Source organism: Deinococcus sp. (genome assembly GCF_018260555.1).
Taxonomy (GTDB): Bacteria; Deinococcota; Deinococci; order Deinococcales; family Deinococcaceae; genus Deinococcus.
Genome location: NZ_JAGLBB010000021.1, coordinates 1 through 21,174, shown reverse-complemented (window position 1 = coordinate 21,174; position 21,174 = coordinate 1). Strand labels below are relative to the sequence as shown.

The 21,174-nt window shown below is 70.3% G+C and carries 20 protein-coding genes; 13 read left to right on the top strand and 7 right to left on the bottom strand.

Annotation, left to right across the window (positions count from 1 at the left end; all coding sequences use genetic code 11):
* Positions 1 to 11: 11 nt before the first annotated feature.
* The 4 genes from QZ271_RS05910 (at position 12) to QZ271_RS05895 (ending at position 5,637) form a co-directional block, all read left to right on the top strand.
* Positions 12 to 1,097 (top strand): peptidase C39 family protein, encoded by a 1,086-nt coding sequence (locus QZ271_RS05910; protein WP_291429797.1) that lies wholly within the window; start codon positions 12 to 14, stop codon positions 1,095 to 1,097.
* Positions 1,098 to 1,142: 45 nt separating this feature from the next.
* Positions 1,143 to 2,000: a hypothetical protein gene (locus QZ271_RS05905; protein ID WP_291429796.1), complete on the top strand. Its 858-nt coding sequence runs from the start codon at positions 1,143 to 1,145 to the stop codon at positions 1,998 to 2,000.
* A 200-nt stretch (positions 2,001 to 2,200) separates the two neighbouring features.
* On the top strand, positions 2,201 to 3,865 hold the full coding sequence (locus QZ271_RS05900; protein WP_291429795.1) for an adenine deaminase C-terminal domain-containing protein: 1,665 nt from the start codon (positions 2,201 to 2,203) through the stop codon (positions 3,863 to 3,865).
* 209 nt (positions 3,866 to 4,074) lie between these two features.
* Positions 4,075 to 5,637 carry a sensor domain-containing diguanylate cyclase gene (locus QZ271_RS05895; protein WP_291429794.1) on the top strand — a complete coding sequence of 521 codons (1,563 nt, stop codon included), beginning with the start codon at positions 4,075 to 4,077 and terminating at the stop codon, positions 5,635 to 5,637.
* Between the two features lie 239 nt (positions 5,638 to 5,876).
* Here the strand turns inward: QZ271_RS05895 and xpt are convergent, their stop codons facing one another.
* The 3 genes from xpt to QZ271_RS05880 form a co-directional block, all read right to left on the bottom strand.
* Positions 5,877 to 6,458, bottom strand: coding sequence for a xanthine phosphoribosyltransferase (gene xpt, locus QZ271_RS05890; protein WP_291429793.1), 582 nt, complete (start codon positions 6,456 to 6,458; stop codon positions 5,877 to 5,879).
* 178 nt (positions 6,459 to 6,636) lie between these two features.
* Positions 6,637 to 7,572: a quinate 5-dehydrogenase gene (locus QZ271_RS05885; RefSeq protein WP_291429792.1), complete on the bottom strand. Its 936-nt coding sequence runs from the start codon at positions 7,570 to 7,572 to the stop codon at positions 6,637 to 6,639.
* A gap of 30 nt (positions 7,573 to 7,602) precedes the next feature.
* Entirely contained in the window at positions 7,603 to 8,682 is a 1,080-nt protein-coding gene (locus QZ271_RS05880) for a methyltransferase domain-containing protein (RefSeq protein ID WP_291429791.1), read from the bottom strand.
* A gap of 179 nt (positions 8,683 to 8,861) precedes the next feature.
* Between QZ271_RS05880 and QZ271_RS05875 the strand changes: the two genes are divergently transcribed.
* The 3 genes from QZ271_RS05875 to QZ271_RS05865 are packed head-to-tail and all read left to right on the top strand — an operon-like array spanning position 8,862 to position 11,154.
* Positions 8,862 to 10,172, top strand: a complete 1,311-nt coding sequence (locus tag QZ271_RS05875) for a TrkH family potassium uptake protein (RefSeq protein WP_291429790.1) — start codon at positions 8,862 to 8,864, stop codon at positions 10,170 to 10,172.
* Between the two features lie 57 nt (positions 10,173 to 10,229).
* Positions 10,230 to 10,439, top strand: coding sequence for a hypothetical protein (locus tag QZ271_RS05870; RefSeq protein WP_291429819.1), 210 nt, complete (start codon positions 10,230 to 10,232; stop codon positions 10,437 to 10,439).
* Complete coding sequence (locus QZ271_RS05865) at positions 10,372 to 11,154, top strand: TrkA family potassium uptake protein (RefSeq protein ID WP_291429789.1); 783 nt, start codon at positions 10,372 to 10,374, stop codon at positions 11,152 to 11,154. The genes QZ271_RS05870 and QZ271_RS05865 overlap by 68 nt, the downstream gene beginning before the upstream one ends.
* 135 nt (positions 11,155 to 11,289) lie before the next feature.
* On the opposite strand, the gene QZ271_RS05860 is transcribed toward QZ271_RS05865, so the two are convergent.
* The 4 genes from QZ271_RS05860 to lptB form a co-directional block, all read right to left on the bottom strand.
* Positions 11,290 to 11,445: a hypothetical protein gene (locus QZ271_RS05860; protein WP_291429788.1), complete on the bottom strand. Its 156-nt coding sequence runs from the start codon at positions 11,443 to 11,445 to the stop codon at positions 11,290 to 11,292.
* 86 nt (positions 11,446 to 11,531) lie between these two features.
* Entirely contained in the window at positions 11,532 to 12,734 is a 1,203-nt protein-coding gene (locus tag QZ271_RS05855) for an ABC transporter substrate-binding protein (RefSeq protein ID WP_291429787.1), read from the bottom strand.
* Between the two features lie 65 nt (positions 12,735 to 12,799).
* Positions 12,800 to 14,515: a DUF3084 domain-containing protein gene (locus QZ271_RS05850; RefSeq protein WP_291429786.1), complete on the bottom strand. Its 1,716-nt coding sequence runs from the start codon at positions 14,513 to 14,515 to the stop codon at positions 12,800 to 12,802.
* A gap of 61 nt (positions 14,516 to 14,576) precedes the next feature.
* On the bottom strand, positions 14,577 to 15,293 hold the full coding sequence (lptB, locus tag QZ271_RS05845; RefSeq protein ID WP_291429817.1) for an LPS export ABC transporter ATP-binding protein: 717 nt from the start codon (positions 15,291 to 15,293) through the stop codon (positions 14,577 to 14,579).
* Positions 15,294 to 15,512: 219 nt separating this feature from the next.
* Between lptB and QZ271_RS05840 the strand changes: the two genes are divergently transcribed.
* From QZ271_RS05840 to QZ271_RS05815, 6 genes are all read left to right on the top strand, one after another.
* Positions 15,513 to 16,688, top strand: coding sequence for a phosphopentomutase (locus tag QZ271_RS05840; protein WP_291429785.1), 1,176 nt, complete (start codon positions 15,513 to 15,515; stop codon positions 16,686 to 16,688).
* On the top strand, positions 16,685 to 17,386 hold the full coding sequence (locus QZ271_RS05835) for a hypothetical protein (protein ID WP_367114317.1): 702 nt from the start codon (positions 16,685 to 16,687) through the stop codon (positions 17,384 to 17,386). The genes QZ271_RS05840 and QZ271_RS05835 overlap by 4 nt, the downstream gene beginning before the upstream one ends.
* 124 nt (positions 17,387 to 17,510) lie before the next feature.
* A complete protein-coding gene (hisD, locus tag QZ271_RS05830; RefSeq protein ID WP_291429784.1) occupies positions 17,511 to 18,833 on the top strand; it encodes a histidinol dehydrogenase in 1,323 nt (440 codons plus the stop codon).
* A complete protein-coding gene (gene yedA, locus QZ271_RS05825; RefSeq protein WP_291429783.1) occupies positions 18,830 to 19,762 on the top strand; it encodes a drug/metabolite exporter YedA in 933 nt (310 codons plus the stop codon). The genes hisD and yedA overlap by 4 nt, the downstream gene beginning before the upstream one ends.
* Positions 19,759 to 20,340, top strand: coding sequence for an antibiotic biosynthesis monooxygenase (locus tag QZ271_RS05820; protein ID WP_291429782.1), 582 nt, complete (start codon positions 19,759 to 19,761; stop codon positions 20,338 to 20,340). The genes yedA and QZ271_RS05820 overlap by 4 nt, the downstream gene beginning before the upstream one ends.
* Positions 20,341 to 20,464: 124 nt before the next feature.
* Positions 20,465 to 21,174 (top strand): transposase (locus QZ271_RS05815; RefSeq protein WP_291429815.1); only part of this gene is annotated, 710 nt, incomplete at its 3' end.

Sequence of the window (21,174 nt, the reverse complement as noted above, 5' to 3'; positions counted from 1 at the left end):
TCGGGGGACACATGCGACTGCCTTCCCTCATTCTTTTCGCTGCGCTGGGCCTGTCGGTTGCGGGTGGCGCCGGAGCTGTCACGATGACCTACCCGCACAGCACGACCATCCTTCATGAGCAGCCCGGCGACTGGGCGGGCGCGCAGGCCAGCGGCGTAAGCGTGGGCGGCGGCGGCCTGAGCCTGCAAGTCGGCGCGGCGAGCGGCACGCTGACCTCGGCCACCTTGCGCGCCCCGGTCTTCGATGAACTGGTGCCGTCCTGGAACGCCATGACCCCGGCGGGCGGCAGCGTGAGCGTGGAAGTCCGCGCAGAGCTGACGGGCGGAACGTGGTCCCGGTGGTTCAGTTTCGGCACCTGGAGCAGCGGCCCGGAGCGGGCCAGCCTGGACGGGCAGAAGGACGCCTCGGGGCAGACGTTGACCGACACGCTGCGCCTGAACGCGAAGGCGGCGGCGTTCCAGTACCGCGTGACCCTGCGCGGCGCGGGCACCCGCGTGAGCCTGCTGGCCTTCACGACCTCGGAGCGGGCGCGGCGCGCGGCGGGCCTGGGTGCGCCCGGCGACCGCGCCTCGTGGGGCCGCGAGGTGCGCGTGCCCACGCGCTCGCAGATGCTGTACCCGGACGGCGGCGAGGGCTGGTGCAGTCCCACCAGCGTCAGCATGATCCTGGCCCACTGGGGGCGCGCCGTGACTGTGCCCGACGCCGCACGCGGCACTTTCGACCGGGTGTACGACGGCACCGGCAACTGGCCGTTCAATGCGGCGTACGCCGCCACGCAGGGCATGCGGGCCTTCATCACGCGCCTGCCCAGTCTGGCGCAGGCCGAGCGCTTCACGGCGGCCGGGATTCCGCTGGCCGTCAGCCTCGGCTGGAAGGTCGGGGAGCTGCCGGGCGCGGCCATTCCCAGCAGCAGCGGGCACCTGATGGTCCTGACCGGCTTCGACGCGGGGGGCAACCCGGTCCTGAACGACCCGGCCGCGCCCAGCGACGCGGGCGTGCGCCGCACGTACCCGCGCGCGGCCTTCGAGAAACTCTGGCTGACGCACAGCGGCGGCCTGACCTACGTGATCACCCCCCCCGGCACGCGCCTGCCCTGAAGACCGCCGCCCCGCCACCAGGGGCGCGCGGGTAGACTCGCGGGTATGGACTTCCCGACCGTCTGCCCGGCGTGCGCCCGTGAGAACCGCGCGGAGTTCACGGACAGTTCCGTGCATGCCCTGACGTGCGCGCACTGCGGGGCGCGGTACTGCGTGTTCCTGCGTAAGCACCGCTTCGAGGTGCTGTTCGACCTGGGCACGCGGGCATCGATGGACGGCTACGCGCGCGAGGCAGTCGCGAGTTTCGCGGCGGCCCTGGAGCGGTTTTTCGAGTTCTACGTGTGGGCGTTCACGCTGGAGCGCGCCGCGAACGCCGAGCAGGAGTTCAGCGCGGCCCTGGCTGGGCTGGAGGGGACGTGGCGGCACGTGGCCAGCCAGTCCGAGCGGCAACTGGGGATGTTCGCGCTGGCGTACCTGCTGCGTGAGGGCCGCGAGCCGGACTTCCTGACGGCGCGTGGCCTGGGCACGGATTTCCGCAACCGCGTGATTCACCGGGGTACGCTGCCCACCCGCGCCGAGGCGGAGGCCTACGCGGCGCTGGTGTTCGCGCTGATCGACCGGCTGCTGACCGAGCTGGGGCCGGGCGCGGCGCACGCCGAACTGGCGCAGGAGCAAGTCTTTGCAGCACACCTGGCGGGGCTACCGGACGGCGTGACGGCGGTGTTCGAGGAACATCCGGGCATGTTCCGCGCGCGCCGCTTCGGGGGGCTGGCGCCCACGCTGAAACTCCAGGCCCAGCCCGGGCCGCCGGGACAGGGAGCGGAGCAGGCGCGCAAGCCCGGCAAGGCCGTAAACGACGCGCGCGCTTACCAGCAGGCGCTGTTCCGGCAGGCGCTGGAGGAACGCGGTGCGCTGCTGCGGGCGTTCAAGGGGCCGCCGCCGGGCGGGTCGGGTCAGGGGTAAGACGGACTGCGGTTGAAGGGGCGGCAAGGACCCTGCAATGCGAGCGAGTCGAGTGGGAGCAGGGCGGATTCCGTGTAAAGCCCTCCGGGCTGCTCTGTCCGGGGCGACGCCTCCGGCGGAGTGAATCTGGCCCAGTGAATCTGGAGGAGTACGTCTGGGCAGGCGGGCGGCGCGTCCGGACTTCTCCCCTACACTGCGTCATGTCTGGTGTCTACGAAGGAACGGGTGTGGTGGATCGCCGCCGTCTGGTGCGGGTGGCGCGCGGTGAGGAACCGGGGGACCTGCTGGTACGGGGCGCGCAGGTGGTGCAGCCGGCCACCCGCGAGGTGTTCGGAGCGGACGTGCTCGTCGCGGACGGGCGGATCGCGGCGCTGGGCTCCGGATTCCAGGCGGCGCGGGTGGTCGAGGCGCGCGGGGCGTTCCTCGCGCCGGGATTCACCGACGGGCACGTGCATATCGAGTCGAGTCTGCTGACCCCGGCGGGCTTTGCGGGCGCGGTGCTGGGGCGCGGCACGACGGGCGTGGTGGCCGAGCCGCACGAGCTGGTGAACGTGCTGGGCGCAGCGGGCCTGGAATGGATGCTCGCGGCGGGCCACACGTCGGGGCTGCGGGTGTGGGCGTCCGCGCCGTCGTGCGTGCCCGCCAGTCCGTTCGAGTCGGGCGGCGCGGTGGTGAGCGCGGCGGACGTGGCGGGCATGTTGCGCCTGCCGGGTGTGCTGGGACTGGCCGAGATGATGAACTACCCCGGCGTGCTGGGCGGCAGCGAGGACGTGTGGGACGTACTGGAGGCCGGGCGGGCGTCGGGCCTGCGGCTGGACGGGCACGCGTCGGGCGTGCGGGGCCGGGATCTTCAGGGGTACGCGGCGGCGGGCCTGCACTCGGATCACGAGGCGACCACGCCCGACGAGGCCCGCGAGCGGCTACGGGCGGGCCTGTGGTTGATGGTGCGTGAGGGTTCGGCCGCTCGCAACCTGGACGCGCTGCTGCCGGTGCTGCTGGAACGGCCCCGTCGGGCCATGCTGGTCAGTGACGACGTGAGCGTGGACGAACTGCTGGAACTGGGTCACCTGGACCGCCTGCTGCGCACCTGCGTGGCGGGCGGCCTGCACCCGGCCGACGCCGTGGCCCTCGTGACCTGCAACCCGGCCGAGTACTGGGGTCTGCACGACTCGGGGCTGGTCGCGCCCGGCTACCACGCGGATTTCGTGCTGCTGCGTGACCTGTCGGATTTCGGGGTACTCGACACCTTCGTGGGCGGCCAGGAGGCGCGCGCCGGGACGGTCACGCCGCCGCTGCCGGGTGGAGGCGTGTCCCTGGGGGCCGGGTGGGACACGGCGACCTTCGAGGTGCCGGCGCACTGGCCGGTCATGCAGGTCAGCGCGTCGCAGATCACGACCGGGGTGGGCGCGCCGGGCAGCGGGGACGCGCGGCTGGTCGTCGCGGACCGTTACGGGCGGGGCGAGTGGTCGGCATGCCTGACGTCCGGCACCGGCATGGGCGACGGGGGAACGCTGGGCATCAGCGTGCTGCACGACGCGCACAACGTGGCCTTCCTGGGGGGCACGGATGGGGACGTGCGGACCGCCGGTCGGGCCCTGGAGGCCATGGGAGGCGGCGTGGTGGTCGTGTCGGGCGGCGAGGTGCGGGCGAGTCTGCCGCTCCCGTTCGCGGGCCTGATGACCGACCAGCCTCCCGCAGAAGCGGCCGCGCGGCTGGGCGAGGTAACGAGGGCCTGCCGGGCGCTGGGCTGCCGGTTGCCGTACCCGGTCACGACCCTGAGTTTCCTGGGCCTGACCGTCATTCCGGCGCTCAAGCTCACGCCGCGCGGTCTGCTGGACGTGAACGCCTGGACGTACCTGCCCTGAACCGCTCTTGCCTGAACCGCACCCGCTGAGGGGATACCCGCCCGGCCCGGCAACCGCTAGACTACCGTGAGGTTTTTCTCATTTCTCAATCGTCGCCACAGGTCCCAGAGTCCCGTTCACTGACGTCCACGCAGGCCCTCAGGGTCTTCTCGTGGTCGCGGTGGTGGCTGCTGTCGGCCCTGATCGTCACGCAGGCCCTGACGCTGCTCGTGGCGCTGTGGAGCGACCGGCAGAACTCCGAGCGGGCCCTGAAGACCCAGGCGCAGTCGTCGCTGGAGCAACTGGTGCGGGTCACGTCCGACAACGTCCGCAGTTACCTGCAGAGCGCCTCGCAGATCGTGAAGGTCAACCGCGCGAACATGAGCAGCGGCCTGATCAGCGCCGACGACCCCAGCGGGCAACTCCTGAACTTCCAGGCGCTGCTGGACAGCGTGCCGCAACTGAACGGCGTGCTCGTGGGCCACGCGGACGGCCGCTTCGTGTTCGCCCGGCGCGGCGGCCCACACAACACCGACCGCTTCACGCGCGTGATCGAGGTCCGCCCGCAGCGGCGCGTCCTGACCAGTACATACAACCAGACCGGCACACTGACCAGTCAGTCCAGCGCGGCAAACGACTACGACCCGCGCACGCGGCCCTGGTACGTGCTCGCGCAGCAGAAGCCCGGCGAGGTCGTGTGGACCGACCCGTACATCTTCGCGTCGTCCGGGCAGCCCGGCGTGACCGTGGCCTCCTCACTGACCGGGTCCAGCGGGGCACTCGTGATCGGCGCTGACGTACAGTTGCGGCAACTCGCGGACTTCCTGACCGGCATGCAGATCAGCGCCAACGGCCGCGCGTTCATCACAGACGGCGGCGGGCACGCCATCGCCACCTCCCGCGCGTGGCCCGGCGAGCCCAGCACCGACGTCCCGCTCCTCTCGGAAATCGCGGACCCGGCGCTGCGCGCCCTGCTGGACGAGCACGGTCTGCCCACCACGCGCGACGGCACGCACTGGTACACCGTGAACGGCCAGCAGTTCGCGGCCATCTTGCGGCCCGTCGAGGTGCAGCCCGGTGTCACCTGGATGGTCGGCGTATACGCCCCCACCGCCGACTTCACGGCCGGACTGAACGGCTCGCGCAGTCCGCTGCTGTTCGTGCTGCTGGTCAGCCTGAGCGGTAGCCTGCTCGCGTGGCCCATCGTGCTGCGCGCCACCCGACCCCTGGCCGAACTGCAACGCCAGGCAACCACCGACTACCTGACCGGCCTGCCCAACCGCGCCAGTTTCATGGCGCAACTGCATGAAACGCTGCGAGACCCGCCCGGCCGCGCGGCGCTGGGCGTCGCCATATTCGACCTGGACGGCTTCAAGCAGGTGAACGACACCTTCGGCCACCACACCGGCGACGAGGTGCTGCACGCAGTGGGCGCGCGCATGCTGGCCGCGCTGCGCGTCGGAGACACCCTGGGCCGTCTGGGCGGGGACGAATTCGCGCTGCTGATCCAGGCGAACTCCCGCGAGGAAGTGCGCCTGCGCGTCGAGGGCGTACTGGACGCCATCGCCCGCCGACCCATCATCGTGGACGGCATCTCGCACGCGCTGGCCTCCACCGCCGGACTCGCCTTTCATGACGCCGGTACCCGCACCACCTACCCCACCGAACCCCGCCCCGAAAACAGCGCCCAGCTGATTGCCCGGGCCGACACCGCCCTGATCCGCGGCAAACGCCGCGAGAAAGGCCGCGTGTGGGTCGAAGGTGAGGTCACCATGCCCACCCTGTTCAGGTAAGACGGATGCCGTCTGTTGCCCCGACAACCCGGGAGGGCGCCGATGTGCCAACTCCACGTCCGGAGGGCCGCCCTGCTCCTAAGTACACTGCGTTTATCCTGTAGATAAACCGCGCGGAGCGCGTAGCAGAAGAAAGTACGTTGGAGCGGGAATGGAGAGGTTCCGGCGCTTTCCCGGAATCTCGCAATGTTAGCTCCAACGTACTTAGTCGCACCCACTCCCTGCACCCTACAGTTCCATCAGCGTCCCGCTTCGACCTCGATTCCGCCTGATTCGCTCATGCGGACGATGTTCGCCAGGGTGTGGATGGGCACGTTCAGGTCCGCGAGTTTGGCGCGACCCTCCTCGAACTGCTTTTCCACGACGCAGCCGATTCCCAGCAGATCGGCGCCGCTGACCTTGATCATGCCCGCCAGTGCCCGCAAGGTGCCGCCGGACGCCAGGAAATCGTCAATGACGACCACGCGGTCCCCGGCGCCCAGGAACTCGCTGCTGATGAACAGGTCCACCACGCCGCCCTTGGTGCGGCTGACGGACTGCGCCGTGAACGCGGGTTCCTTCATGGTGACGGGTTTCTTCTTGCGGGCGTACACCATCGGCACGCCCAGCACCATGGCCGTCGCGATGGCGGGCGCGATGCCGCTGACCTCGATGGTCACGATCTTGCCGGGGTTCAGCGGCGCGAAGTGCGCGGCGAACACCTCGCCCATCTCGCGCGTCAGGTGCGGCAGCAACTGGTGGTTCACCAGTCCATCCACCTTGAGAATCCCACCGGGAAGAACTTCACCCTGCTGCCGAATCGCGTCCACGAGTGCCTGCATGCCCCGGAGTGTACCCGCTGAGGCGCGGCGGTTCGCTCTCACTCCTGTCATGCGGATTCCGTTTGTTTCGCTGACACTCCGGAACTTCACCGGGTGGCCAACTCCACGTCCGGAACCCGTTGTACTCCCACTCGCTTCGCTCGGATGGCAGGAGGCGCTGGGGGGCTGCTGACGCGGCTTACAGCTCGTTGATTTCGGGTTTGAAACCCACCTGCCGGATGTACTCCAGGTATTCGGGGCCGGTCAGGGCCTCACGTTTGCCGCTCAGGGCGACGAACATGGCTTCCAGGACGTTGGTGGCGAAGTTGCGGCTGCCCATGCGGGGCGTGGTGGTAATCAGGCGGGCCACGCCGCGCGCTTTCATCCAGTCGCGGTCGGCCTGGGTGATGGTCTGCGTGAGGATGGTCTTGCCGCTCAGGTCCTGCGGGGCGTAGCGTTTGGCGTAGTGGGTGTCTCCGGCGATCACGTCGGCCCAGGCGTAGTAGCGCGTGCCTTTGCCCTGCACGCTGCTTTCCTGCTTGGCGCCGGTCGGGTAGAACCAGTCTTGCGGCAGGCGGGTCAGGGCGGGCAGGATCAGCCGCGCAACGCGCCGCAGGGACGTGATGCTGCGCAGGGGCCGGTCGACGTTCAGGCCGAACACGAGGTCCCCGAACACCATGTCCGCGCCCTGTTCAGCGAGGGCCTCGGCCATGCCGAAGCGGTCCACGGCGGAGACCATCAGGACCTTGCGCGCGCGCCAGTTCAGGACCGGGTCGAGTTGCGTGATGGCGTCGCGTTCCAGGGTGTTTTTCAGGCCGCTGCCGTCGAGGACCGGGGTGATGCGCGCCCCGGCGACCAGTTTGCGGACGTTCGTGAAGGTGTAGCGTTTTCCGTCGGCCAGCAGGTACAGGTCCGCGCCGCCCAGCCCGAAGGCGTCCACGCGGCCGTCGAGCGCCTGGAACATGGCGGCCATCTTGCGGGGATCGCCGTCCGTGCCGATCCGTTCGATGATGAAGGGCTGGCCCAGCACCGTGACGGTTTCGCGGGCGTTGCGGGCGCTGCTGCCCAGGCTGACGCTGACGACGTGCTTGTGCCCGGCGGGCGCGGGCTGCCAGCCCTGGAGGGGATCGGTCATGCGGGGCATTGTACGCGTGGGGCGGCCCAGTCAGCGTTTGCTGAGCAGGTACGCCTTGGGATGGTGGCCGCCACTGGCGACCTGGAAGAGTTCGTGGGCGTTCCATTTCTGCTGGTCGGCCAGGACGCGTTCGAACAGGCGGATTTCGTGCGTGATGACGCACAGGCGGCCGCGCTGGCTGGTCAGGCGGTGCATTTCTTTCAGGAAGGCGGGGTACAGGGCGTCGTTGCCGCCGTGCGTGCCGATGGCGTCGCCCCAGGGCAGGTCGGTCATGACCAGGTCGAACGAGCGGGCGGGCAGGCCGGTGTGCAGGGCGTCGACGGCGGCCACCTCGATGTCGCGTCCGGCGGCGCGGATGTTCGTCTGGGCGCACCTGACGGCGTCGGGATTGATGTCCACGCCGACCAGGGCGTCGTAGGGGCCCATCAGGGCACGTTCGATCAGGAGCGTACCGCTGCCGCTCATGGGGTTGAAGATGCGGTCGTTGTCGCGCTGCCCGGCGAGTTTGTGCGCGGCGTAGGCGATGGTGGCGTTCAGGCCGCCGGCCATGTTGCACTCGCGCCACGCGCGGGCACTCAGGGGGCGGCGGGTGATGCGGGCCAGGACGTCCCAGCCTTCACCCTGCTGCTGCGGCAGGATGCGGATCAGGAGTTCGCCGGTTTCGGGCTCGTGTGGCAGTTGCAGCGCCGTCTGGAGTTCCTCTGCGATGCGCTGCATGACGCTGCTTTCCCGTCCGGCCGCGCCGATACGGAAGGAGGTGTGCCCGCCGACCGCGATGACTTCTTTCAGGAAGGCGCTCAGTTCGCCGAGTTGCTGGTGGCCCAGCAGGCCGCGCGGGCGGGGAACGTCCCAGCCCTGCACGCGGTACACGGCTGTCACGCTTTTCAGGCGGGTCAGGCGTTCCGGGTCGCCGGGGTACCAGAAGCGCGGGCCGCGAATGTCACGGGCCAGCGGCACGGTATCGAGTTCGGTGGTGGCCACGTGTTCAAGACCGGCGAGCGCCTCAAGTTCGTACTCCCGCGCCGGGGCGCGGGTGCGGTGATCGACCTTGGGTCGGCTGGTTTTCCGCCCGTAGGGCGAGGCGCGGTCTGTGCGGGCAGGTCTGGGCATAGCAGGACAGTATAGGTCGGCGGTGCGGCGGGGGTGTGCGCGGCGTAGAATCCGGCCACTCTATGACCCGCCCACCCCCGAGCCGTCCCCCTTCAGATCCGCCCGACGCGGCGCGTGCTGTTCGCCGCAAGACACTGTACTCACGCCTGAGTCCGCCACAGCTGATTGCACTGTCGTTCATGGTGGCCATTGTGCTGGGCGGCGTTCTGCTGTCCCTGCCGGTGACCCACGGTCTGAACGAGGACGGCACGCGCCGCCCCGTGAATTTCCTGCAGGCGCTGTTCACGTCCACGAGCGCGCTGTGCGTGACGGGCCTGAACGTCATCGATCCCGCCAAGGACTTTAACCGGCTGGGGCAGGTGATCATCATGCTGCTGATCCAGCTGGGCGGTCTGGGGATCATCACGTTCGGCACGTCGTTCGCGCTGCTGTCGCGCCGCCGCGTGAACTTCACCGAGCGGATGCGGGTGGCGCAGCAGGTGGGCGCACTGAACGCGGGTGGCGTGCTGGCCCTGATTCGCAGCATCTTCCTGTACACGTTCCTGATCGAACTGGTGGGCGCGGCGCTGCTGGCGTTCCGGTTCGTGCCGCTGGAGGGCTGGGGGCGGGGGCTCTTCTACGCAATGTTTCACTCGATCAGCGCGTTTAACAACGCGGGCTTCGCGCTGTACAGCAACAACCTGATGGACTTCGTGGCCGACCCGCTCGTGAGCATCGTGGTGGCGCTGCTGATCATTCTGGGCGGCACGGGCTTCCTGGTGCAGCTGAACGTGGTCGCGCACCTGATGAACCCCCGCCGCAACCGGCTGATGGTGCACAGCAAACTGGTCCTGACCATGATGACGCTCCTGCTGGTGGTCGGCACCCTGACGTACCTGATCTTCGAGTGGAACAACCCGGCCACGCTGGGCCCGCTGGGCTTCGGCACGAAACTGCTCGCGAGCTTCTTCCAGAGTGTCACGACCCGCACCGCCGGGTTCAACACGCTGGATTACGGCGCGATGGGCCTCACGACGCTGTTCATCAGTATCATCCTGATGTTCATCGGCGCGAACCCCGGCGGGACGGGCGGCGGGATCAAGACCAGCACCTTCTACGTCATGATGGCCAGCGCCTGGAGCATGGTGCGCGGCCGGAGCGACGCGACCCTGTTCCACCGCCGACTGGATACCGACACGGTCCTGCGGGCCATGACGGTGGGCCTGCTGAGCATCGGACTGGTGAACTTCATGTTCGTGCTGCTGCTGGCCCTGAACACCCGCGCGGACGTGCGCTTCGTGAACCTGTTCTTCGAGGCGGTCAGTGCCTTCGGCACGGTGGGCCTGAGCATGAACACCACGCCGCTCCTGAACCCCGACCAGCACATCGTGCTGATCATCCTGATGTTCCTCGGGCGCATCGGGCCGCTGACGTTCGCCGTGGCGTTCAGCCGCTCGGTTTCCGGGGACCTGGTCCGCTACCCGGCCGAGAAGGACATCCTGATCGGATGAAGACGATCAACCTGCTCGCGCAGATAGGTGGGCTGAGCATCATCCTCCCCCGGCACGTTGTCCGCGCTGCGGGCCGGGTGGCGCGCGCCCAGCAGCGAACGCCAGCACCCCGCGCAGCAGGGAAGCGCCCTGAACGGAGGCGTGGTATCGCTGCGACCCTCGCTGCCCTTCGCGCGTCGGCTGTTCGAGCCGGGCAGCGGTGGCAGCGTCCGCTACCCGCCAGAACGGGACATTCTGGTCGGGCGATCCCGGCCGCCCCTCACCTGAAGTACTCTCTTGGAACACCGGCCCGACTGACCGCCGGCGCGCGAAAGGAATCCCCATGAAAAGCAAACAATGCCTCGTGATCGGCCTGGGCCGCTTCGGTACGGCTGTCGCCACCACCCTGTACGAGATGGGCCACGAAGTCGTGGCTGTCGATCAGCACGAGGAGAACGTCGAGCGGGTCATGAACCTCGTCACGCACGCCGCCATTCTGGATGCCAGCGACGAACGCGCCCTGCGGACCCTGGGCGTCGCGGACTTCGACGTGGTCGTGGTCGCCATCGGCACGGACGTGCAGGCGAACATCCTGGCCACCATGAACGCCAAGAGCCTCGGCGCGCCGTACGTGGTGTGCAAGGCCATTGACGAGATGGCCCGGCGCGTACTGGAACGCATCGGCGCGGACCTCGTCATCCGGCCCGAACATGACATGGGCGTGCGCCTGGCACGGCAGATCGCCACGCCGAACATCGTGGACACCCTGGACCTGGGCAGCGATTACGCCGTCGTGGAAATCGAGGCGAACGAGCGCCTGAAAGGCACGCTGCGTGACCTGAACCTCACGGGCCGTTTCGGGGTGCAGGTGATCGCCATGAGCCGCGCCGGGAAGATCGAGGTCACGCCCGGCGCCGAGGACGAACTCCGCCCGCACGACAAACTGGTCCTGATCGGCACAACCCACGCGCTGGACGAACTGCGCCGCTACCTGGGCGAGTAAGACGCACTGCGGTTGAACCGGTGCAATCCCGAATCCATCCGAGCGGACGCGAGGAGGAAGAGCAGACGCCCCTTCGCGGTATGGAGCCGCAGGCGGCGCCCTTCCAACTGTGGCGCAGTGGAGCGGCAGTCCGTCTTACTGCCGGCCCAGGGCCACGACCAGCGCCGCCAGCAGCGGCAGGGTCGCGGCGAGTCCCCATACAGTCCCGGCGCGGGCCACGCCGGGACGCAGCAGGAACATGAGCAGCAGCGCGGCGACGGCCAGGGTCAACAGCAGGTACAGGGCGTTCATGCGCGCCAGTGTACGCCCCGACCCGCCGCCGTCAGGGCTGAGAGCCCCTGGATCAACGCTGCGCCTGTCTCAGTACTGCGCCTGGATCAACGCTGCGCCTGAGCCTGCGCCTCGTCGAGCGCGGCCTTGGCGCTCATCGTTCCGCTGGTGGCCTTCTGAATGGCGGTTTCCAGCAGGGCCGTCCAGGTGGCGTAGGCGGGCGTGGTGGGGCGCGGCACGGCGCGGTTCATCTGGGCGTGCGCGGCGCGCAGTTGCGGGTTCTTCGCGTACCAGCCTTCGAGCAGGGGCACGGCGGCGCGGCGGGGCGGGGCGTAGGCGGTGGCCTGCACCCAGTTGGCCAGCCGGTCAGGGGTGTTCAGGAACTGCCAGAACGCGGCGGCTCCGGCCTGCTCGGCGGCAGGGGTGCCGGCCGGGACGGCCAGGGTCGCGCCGCCCAGCGGGACCGTGCACGCGCCGACCTTCTCGCAGGGGAACGGCGCGACGCCCAGCTTGAACAGCGGGAGTCGGCGCGCGTCGGTCCAGTTGGCGACGCTGGCGAGTACGAACACGTTCTGGCCGCGCGCAAAGTCGATAGCGGCGCGGGTGGCCTCGTTCAGGGTGCGGGGCTGCGCCTGGGCGGCGGCACTCATGCGGGCCAGCTGCGTGAGGGCCTCGGTGGCGCCCGGGCTGTTCAGGCGGGGTTCCTGGCCGCTGCTGAGCGTCCCGCCGCGTGACAGGACGTTCGCCTCGAAGGTCCAGGCGTCGGCGGCGACCACCAGGGGTCGGCGGCCGCCCGTGGCGAGGGCGCGGCTGACGCGTTCCAGGTCCGCCCAGGTGTCCGGGACCTTCTGATCGGCGTTTTCCAGGATGCGGGCGTTGAACATCAGGACCGGAACGCTGACGTTCCAGGGCAGGCCGTAGGTGCGCCCGCCCATCTCGCCGGCGCGCCACACGGCCGGGTAGAAGTCGTTTCGCAGGGCGGCGGGCAGGGCGTCCACGGTGCGGGTCAGGTCCGACAGTTGCCCGGCGGCGGCCAGCGCGGGGAACTGCGTGAATTCCAGTTGTGCCAGGGCGGGCGCGCGGCCGCTCTTGATGGCCGCCTGGAGTTTGGGCAGCAGTTCGCGGTAGTTGCCCTGCGCGACCGGCACGATCTCGTAGGTGCCCTGCGAGCGGTTGAAATCGCGGGCGTAGGCGGCGACGGTGTCTTTCACGCCGGTCATGGCGTGCCAGAATTCCACGCGGACCGGCGCGGCCTGCGCGGAGGCGGGGAGCAGCAGGGTCAGGGTCAGCAGGCAGGCCAGTGAGCGCATGCGCGGAGTGTACCTGCTGCGTCTGATGCACAGCTGCCAGCCGGGCTGACGTGACGTGGCGCGGGTCAGGGCAGCACGGGGTACAGGTCCACGCGGCTGCCGGGGCGCACGTCCTGCCGCGCGGCGATGCCGACGGTAGCCACGTTGCCGCTGCGGGCGTCCAGGCGGCCCAGCAGGGCCACGAACTCGGTTACGTCCAGGCCCTTGACGTACTCGCTGGGCACGCCGCGCGTGGTGATGTCCAGAACGGTGTCGCGCACCAGGTCGCTCAGCTGTTCCTGCAGGGCGCCGGGCGTGGCGCGCAGGTTCACGGCGGCGCGGCGGATCACCTGATTTGCCCGGTACAGCACGGCGTTGGGGCGGGCGTCACAGGTCAGATCGACCGGGAACCCGGCGGCGGCGTTCTGCGCGGCGCGGCACTGCACGAAGGTGCTGACGTTCAGCCCACGTAACTTGGTTTCCAGGGCCGTGCGGGCCTGGGCGTTCAGGCGGGCGCTGGGCGCACCCCTGGCGCCGCGCGTCTGGGCGCTGCGGGCGGCGTCGGCCAGGAAGGTATCGAGGTTGCGCACGCTGGGGACGACGGCGGCGTACACGAGGTCGTTCTTGGGGTACGCGAGGTCCGTGTTGCGGCTGGCGCTCAGTTCGGCGCGGCTGCTGGAGTACTCGTCTTGCAGTTTGCCCAGCGTGTCACGGGCGGCGGCCAGGTCGCGGCCCAGCGCCTCGTTGCTGGCGCGCAGCTGGGTCTGCTGGGCGCGCAGTTGCGCCTGCTGCGCCTGAAGGGTGGTCAGTTCGGCGCGCACGCGGTCACGGTCGCGGGCGGCGGCGTCGCGGTCGCTGGTCAGCCCGGTGCGTTCGGCCAGCAGGCGGTCACGGGTCTGCTGCGCGGCCTGCTGCTGCTCGCGGGCGCGGGCCAGGGCGGCCTGCGCGGCTTTCAGGGCCTGCTGGGCGCTGGTCAGGGCGGCGCCGGCATTGGCGCGCGAGGCGTTCAGGTCGCGCAGCTGGGCGCTGAGGGCCGCGACCTGCGCGCCTGCCTGGGCGGTCTGGGCGCGGGCGGCCTGCTGGGCGGCCTGCGCGACCTTCTGCTGCGTGGCGGCGCGCGCCTGGGCCTGCTCGGCGGCCCGCTGGGCGGCGGCGGCGCGTTCCTGCGCGGTGCGGGTTTCCTGTTCACTCAGGGCGATGCGCGCGGCGAGGTCCACAACCTGCGCGTCGAGCGCCTGGGCGCGCCGCTGGCTGCTGGTCAGGGCCTGTTCGATCTGCGTGAGTTTCAGGCGGCTTTCCTTGGCGCGGCGTTCCAGCGAGGAGCGGGTGGTGGTCAGGCTGCTCACGCGCTGCTGAAGGTCAGCGGCCTGCTTCGCGAGAAGCTGTTCGGCGGCGCGCGCGGCGTTCAGGTCGGCGCGGGTGCTTTTCAGGTCGCGCTGCGCGGCCTGCTGCTGTTCACGCAGCGTCTGCGCTTCCTGCTGCGCGCGGTCGCGTTCGGCCTGGGCGCTGCTCAGGTCGGCCTGCACGCGCCCGATCTCGGTGCGGAGCGCTTCGAGCTGGGGGCGCAGCTGGTCGGCCTGGGCGATGGTGTTCACGGCGCTGCTGTTCAGGGCCAGGAACGCGGCGAGGCTGGCGGCGCTGATGCCCATGCCGGACAGCACCGCCACGAGCAGCGCGGTGGTCTTGGGGCGCAGCCCGAACAGGCGGATGTGCTTGCGACCGGCCTTGCGGGCGATGGTGTCCGCGGCGTAGGCGACCACGCCCGAGAGCACGATCACGAAGGGAAGGAACAGCCACAGCATCTTCAGGGTCTCCGGTGGGCGGCAGCGCCCGCGACTGGGGTCACGTCAGGCACAGCGGGGCTCACAGTTCGAAGTCGTCGCCCAGGTAGTACTGGCGGGCGTCCCCGTCCTGCGCGAACTGGGCGGGGGTGCCTTCGAACTTCACCTGCCCGTCGAACATCAGGTACACGCGGTCGGTCAGGGCGATGGTCTCGCGGACGTTGTGATCCGTGATGAACACGCCGATGCCCCGGCGGTCGCGCAGTTCGTGAATCAGGCGCTGAATCTCGCGGATGCTCTTGGGGTCCACGCCGGTGAAGGGTTCGTCCAGCAGCAGGTAGTCGGGGTCGGTGGTCAGGGCGCGGGCCAGTTCCAGGCGGCGGCGCTCCCCGCCGGACAGCTGGTAGGCGTAACTGCCCGCAAGGTGCGTCAGGCCGAACTCGGCGAGCAGCGAGTCCGCGCGGGCTTCCTGCCCGGCGCGGCTCAGGTTCTGGTATTCCAGGATGGCCAGCAGGTTGTCGCGGGCCGTGAGTTTCCGGAAGGCGCTGGGTTCCTGCGGCAGGTAGCCCAGGCCCAGGCGGGCGCGTTCGTGCATGGGCAGGCGCGTCACGTCCCGTTCGCCCAGCGCGATGCGGCCCGCGCCGGGGCGAATGAAGCCCACGAGCATGTAGAAGGTGGTGGTCTTGCCCGCACCGTTCGGGCCGAACAGGGCCACGATCTCGCCGGGCCGGACGGTCAGGCTCACGTCGCGGACCACGGCGCGGCGGCCGTAGCTTTTGCCCAGGTGCTCGGCGTGCAGGACCGGGCGCTGCGAGGCACCCGAAACGGACGTGACCGCCGTGTGAGAAGGAGTCTGGGAGGCGGGAGCAGTCACGTCCGCAGCGTACCACGCGCCCCCCGTGAGGCCCGTGATGATCCCGCAGGGCCGGGCACAGAGTGTGGCCGGGCAGAGTGTGGCCGGGCAGAGTGTGGCCGGGCGCGGGGAGTGACGGCCGGCCAGCGGATTAGACTGGGCGGCATGTTACTGACCATTGTCGTCCTGGATTCCGTGGGTGCCGGCGAACTACCGGACGCCGCAAGTTTCGGGGATACCGGCGCCCACACCCTGAACCACACCCTGCAGGCCGCGCCCGTGGCGCTGCCGAACCTCGCGGCGCTGGGGCTGGCGCGCGTGCCGACCGTGCAGACCAGCCCGGCGACCATTCCGGACGTTCCCGCGCAGGGAGCGTTCGGGCGGATGCGGGAGGTCAGTCCCGGCAAGGACACCAGCACCGGCCACTGGGAGTTCATGGGCGTGCAACTGGAACACGCTTTCCAGGTGTTCCCGGACGGCTTTCCGCCCGAGGTGATGGACCGCTTCGACGCGGCGACCGGCACCGGGCACCTGTGCAACCGCCCGTACAGCGGAACCAACGTGCTCGTGGACTTCGGGGAGGAGCACGTGCGAACGGGCAAACCCATCGTGTACACCAGCGCGGACAGTGTGTTCCAGATTGCTGCGCACGAGGACGTGGTACCGCTGGAGACGCTGTACGCGTGGTGCGCCGCCGCGCGCGAGATCCTGCAGGGCAGGTACGCCGTGGCCCGCGTGATCGCCCGTCCGTTCCGGGGCGAGCGTCCCTTCGAGCGGGTGAACGAGCACCGCAAGGACTTCAGCCTGATCCCGCCGCCCACCGTGCTGGACGCCCTGAAAGACGCGGGGCGGGCGGTCGTGGGCATCGGGAAGATTCCGGACATCTACGCGCACCGGGGCTTCACGGAGGAGATCCACACCGACGACAACGCCGACGGTATCGCCAGGACCCTGGAACGCATGCGCCGCGCCGGGGCCGAGGGCACGAGCGGCCTGATCTTCACGAACCTGGTGGATTTCGACAGTCGTTTCGGGCACCGCCGCGACCCGCAGGGCTACAGCGCCTGCCTGGCGCAGTTCGACGCGGCCCTGCCGGACCTGATCGCCGCCGTGCCCGCCGGGGGCGCACTGGTCATCATCAGCGACCACGGGAACGACCCCACCTGGAAGGGATCGGACCACACCCGCGAGTACGGGCTGCTGCTGGCGCACCGCGCCGGGGCGGTGGGTGTGGACCTGGGTGAGCGCGCCACCTTCGCGGACGTGGGCGCCACCGCCGCCGACGCGCTGGGCGCCGACTGGACCGGCCCGGGCGAGAGCTTCTGGCCGCTGCTCACGTGACAGCGCCCGGCGGCCCCGCCCTGGGCGCAGCGGCCGGTCAGTTGTACGCCGCGCCGGAAGCGTTCACGCTGACCCTGACGCTGGGCGGCCGCTACGCCGGTGAGCAGCAGTGGGCCATCCACCCGGAGCGCAGCGTCGTCGTGGCGCGCGTGCAGACCGATTTCGGCGGCGTGCTGCCCGAGATCCGGCGGGTGCAGACCAGCCGCCTGCACCCCCGGCAGTTCACCAGCCTCGGGTACGCCGAGGGGGACGGGCGGAGCCGCGCCGCCTTCGAGGCGAGCTTCGACCGGCGCAGCGGACTGGTCACGCTCCGCCAGGGCCGCGATGAGGCCAGCGCGCCCCTGACCACCGACTACCAGGACCCGGTCAGCCTGCTGCTGTGGCTGCGCGCCCAGGTGGCGCAGGCCACCCCGGAAGGCGCGGGCGACCCGGCCACGCCGGAACGCACGCACGCGCAACTCACGGGCGGCCGGGTCCTGATTCAGCGGCTACCGGATCAGGAGATCGGGGGCAGGCCGTGCAGCGCCTTCTACCTGCGGCCCGGCGGCGCGTACGTGTTCGTCGAGCAGGCCGCGCCGTGGCGGCTGATGCGCCTGATTCAACCCACCGATTTCGGACCGGTCGAGGCGAACGTGGTGGCCGCGCCGGGTCGCCGGGCCGCGCCAGCCGGCACGCCGGAACGCCGCCGACGCCCCTGAAGGCCGACTGAAGGCCGACTGAGAGCCGACTGAGAGCCGACCTCTTCCCGGCTCATCGTTGCCCGGCTCATCGTTGCCCGGCTCATCTGGCCCACCGTCTCCCCCCCTTCTTTCTGGAGTGATCATGCAAGTTCTGCAAGGCCCTGACGCCCGCCGCGCCCTGACGCGCACCTTCAATGACCTGCCCGTCCCGGACGCCGTGCTGGCCCGCATCGAGGCGACCTTCGGTGAGGCCCTGAGCCCCACGCAGGTCGCAGAGCGCATCCTGGCCGACGTGCGTGAGCGCGGCGACGACGCCGTGCGCGACTGGACCGAGCGGCTGGACGGCACGCGCCCGGACACCCTGGCCGTCAGCGCCGACGACCTGCACGCGGCCAGCGTGCCGGCCGACCTGCACGCCGCCATCCTGACCGCCATCACCCGCGTGCGGGCCTTCTACGAGCAGCAGCCCGCGCACGGCTTCCTGAACCACGGACCGGACGGCGCGCTGGGGCAACTCGTGCGGCCGTTGGCGCGCGTGGGCGTGTACGTGCCGGGCGGACTGGCCCCGCTGATCAGCACCCTGATTCACACGGCGGTCCCCGCGCAGGTGGCGGGCGTGACGGACATCGTGATCACCACGCCGCCCGCCCGTGACGGCAGCGTGCACCCGGCCATCCTGGTCGCGGCGCGCGAACTGGGCCTGACGCAGGTGTTCCGCGCCGGGGGCGCGCAGGCCATCGCGGCGCTCGCGTACGGCACGGCCAGCATTCCCGCCGTGGACAAGATCGCCGGGCCGGGCAACCTGTTCGTGGTGATCGCCAAGCGCCTGGTGTACGGCCAGACCGGCATCGAGAGTCTGCCCGGCCCGACCGAGACGCTGGTCGTGGCCGACGACAGCGCCGACCCGCGCCACGTGGCCGCCGACCTGCTCGCGCAGGCCGAGCACAACGGCGCGGAACCGGTCCTCGTCTCGACCAGCCGCGAGTTGCTGCTGCGCGTGCAGGCCGAACTGAACGGGCAGCTGGAGGCGCTGCCGGAACCCAACCGGGGCTGGGCGCGTGACAGCGTCTCGGCGCGCATGAAAGTCGTGCTGGCCGACTCGCTGGACGAGGCGCTGGAACTCTCGAACCTGTACGCGCCCGAGCACCTGTGCCTGCTGACCCGCGACCCCTGGAGCCTGCTGGGGCAGGTGCAGCGCGCCGGGGGCGTGTTCATCGGCGAGTACTCCATGGAGGCCCTGGGCGATTACGTGGCCGGACCCAGTCACGTCATGCCGACCGGCGGCACGGCGCGCTTCATGAGCCCCGTGAACGTGCGGGACTTTCAGAACATCATCTCGGTCGTGGGCCTGACCGAAGGCACGCTGCGCCGCATCGGGCCGGCCGGGGCGACCCTGGCGCGCGCCGAGGGCCTCGAAGCGCACGCCCGCGCCATCGAGAGCCGCCTGCCCCGCGACCCGTCATGAGCGCCCCCACCCTGAACCCGGCTCCCACGCGGGCGCTGACACCGCTGGTCCTGCTGTGCCTGGGCACCGTGTACGTCGTGTGGGGCAGCACGTACTTCGGGATCAAGGTCGCCATCGAGACGCTGCCGCCTCTGGGCATGCTGGCCGCGCGGTTCGGCGTGGCGGGCGCGCTGCTGCTGCTGGTGCTGCGGCTGCGCGGCGCGGCCCTCCCGAACGCGCGGCAGTGGGCGGCCAGCGCCGCCGTCGGCACGCTGCTGCTGGGCGGCGGCACCGGCCTGGTCACGCTGGCCGAACGGGACGCGAGCAGTTCAGTGGCGGCCATGATCATCGCCGTGTCGCCGCTGTTCGCCGCGCTGTTCGGGCAGCTGTGGGGGGAACGCACGGGCGGCCGCGAGTGGCTGGGGATCGCCGTGGGCCTGATCGGGATCGCGCTGCTGAACGCCGGGGAACTGCGGGCCACGCCGCTGGCCGCCGCACTGCTGGTCCTGGCGCCGCTGTGCTGGACCTTCGGCAGTCAGTGGTCCCGGCACCTGCCGCTCCCGCCGGGCCTGATGGGCAGCGCCGCCGAGATGCTGACCGGCGCCGGCGTCCTGCTGCTGCTGAGCCTGCTGATGGGCGAACGCTGGGGCGCGCCCAGCACCGCCAGCCTGTGGGCGCTGGCGTACCTGACGGTGTTCGGCAGCCTGCTGGCGTATTCTGCGTACATGTACCTCGTGGCACACACCCGCCCCGCGCTGGCCACCAGTTACGCCTACGTGAACCCGGTCGTGGCAGTCGCGCTGGGCGTCGGCCTGGGCGGCGAGCGGCTGGGCACGCTGGGCTGGGCGGCGCTGGGCGTCATTCTGACCGGCGTGCTGCTCGTCGTGTGGCCCCACCACGCCCCGGCCGCCGGGCCCGCTCCCGAGCCCGCCGCCAGTGAGGGCGCGTGAGCGGCGACCTGCACCTGCCCGACACGCAGCCCAACGACCCGGTCAGCCTGGTCTTCCGCCGCCGCATCCGCCCCGGCCGGGAAGGCGAGTACGAGGCCCTGCTGACCGAAGCGAACGCCCTGCTCGCCCGCAATCCCGGCCACCGGGGCACCGGCGTGGTTCGCCCGCCGCCCGGCGAGCAGGAGTACACCCTGCTGGCCCGCTTCGACTCCGTGAGCGCCGCCGCCGCCTGGGAACTCTCGCCGGAACGCGCCGAATGGCTCTCACGCGCCGCGCCACTGGTCGATGAACACGTCAGTTTCGAGAAACAACCCGGCCTGGACTTCTGGTTCACGCCGCCCGCCGCCCCCCGCCTGCGCCAGCCGCCCCGCTGGAAGATGGCGCTCCTCACGCTCGCCGCCCTGTACCCCGTCACCGTCAGCACCTCATGGCTGTTCGGAGAAGCCCTGAACCCCTGGCTGGGCCACTACCCCATGCCCGTGCGGGCACTGCCGCAGATCATCGTGGTCGTGCTGGCCATGACCTACCTCGTCATGCCCGCCGTGACCCGCTGGGCCACCGACTGGCTACGCCGCTAACGACGTTGCACCAGACTCCGGGCACAGCTTGCGACGGGACTCACGCGGATCCCGATTGATTCGGAACTGCACCGTAACTGCTCAGCAGGGGGGTGGGGTGCGGCGCAAAGTGTAGAGTCTGGGTATCGCTGACGATGCCTGCCCAAACTGCGCCAGACTCGAAGCCCAGCTCGCTGAGGTGCTGGCTGAACTTCGCACTATCAAAGCTCAACTGGCCCGAAACAGCACCACGTCCAGTCAGCCTCCCAGTCAGGACAAGCCCTGGGTACCCAAGAGTGAGCGCCAGAAGACCGCGCGGTCTTCTGGCGCTCAGCCCGGTCATCCGGGGAAAACGCTCAAAATGTCCACACATCCAGATGAGATCGTCACCCTCCCCCTCACTGGCACCTGTCCCTGCGGACACGTCTGGGACGACGTCACTCCCCAGACGACGGTCGCCCGGCAAGTTCACGACCTGCCGGAACTCCGCCTCCACGTCAAGGAGTATCGCGCGCACGTCAAGGTCTGTCCCACGTGTCGCCACCGCCAACAGGCGCCATTCCCTCGAGATGTTGCGGGTCAGGTGCAGTACGGCCCCCGCGTTCACGGGCTCGCGGTGTATCTCAACGCCGCGCATTTCGTGCCCATGGAACGGACGAGCGAGATTCTGGACGCGCTCTGTGGAGCGCGCCCCAGTGACGGCACCATTGCCCTGAATCTCAATCTGGCGGCTGCCCGGCTGGAGGACTTCGAAACCCAGTTGAAAGCGGCGCTCCGTCAGCAACCCGTCCTGCATGCGGACGAGACGGGCAGCAAGGTCAATGGGCGCCTCCAGTGGATGCATGTCGTGAGCTG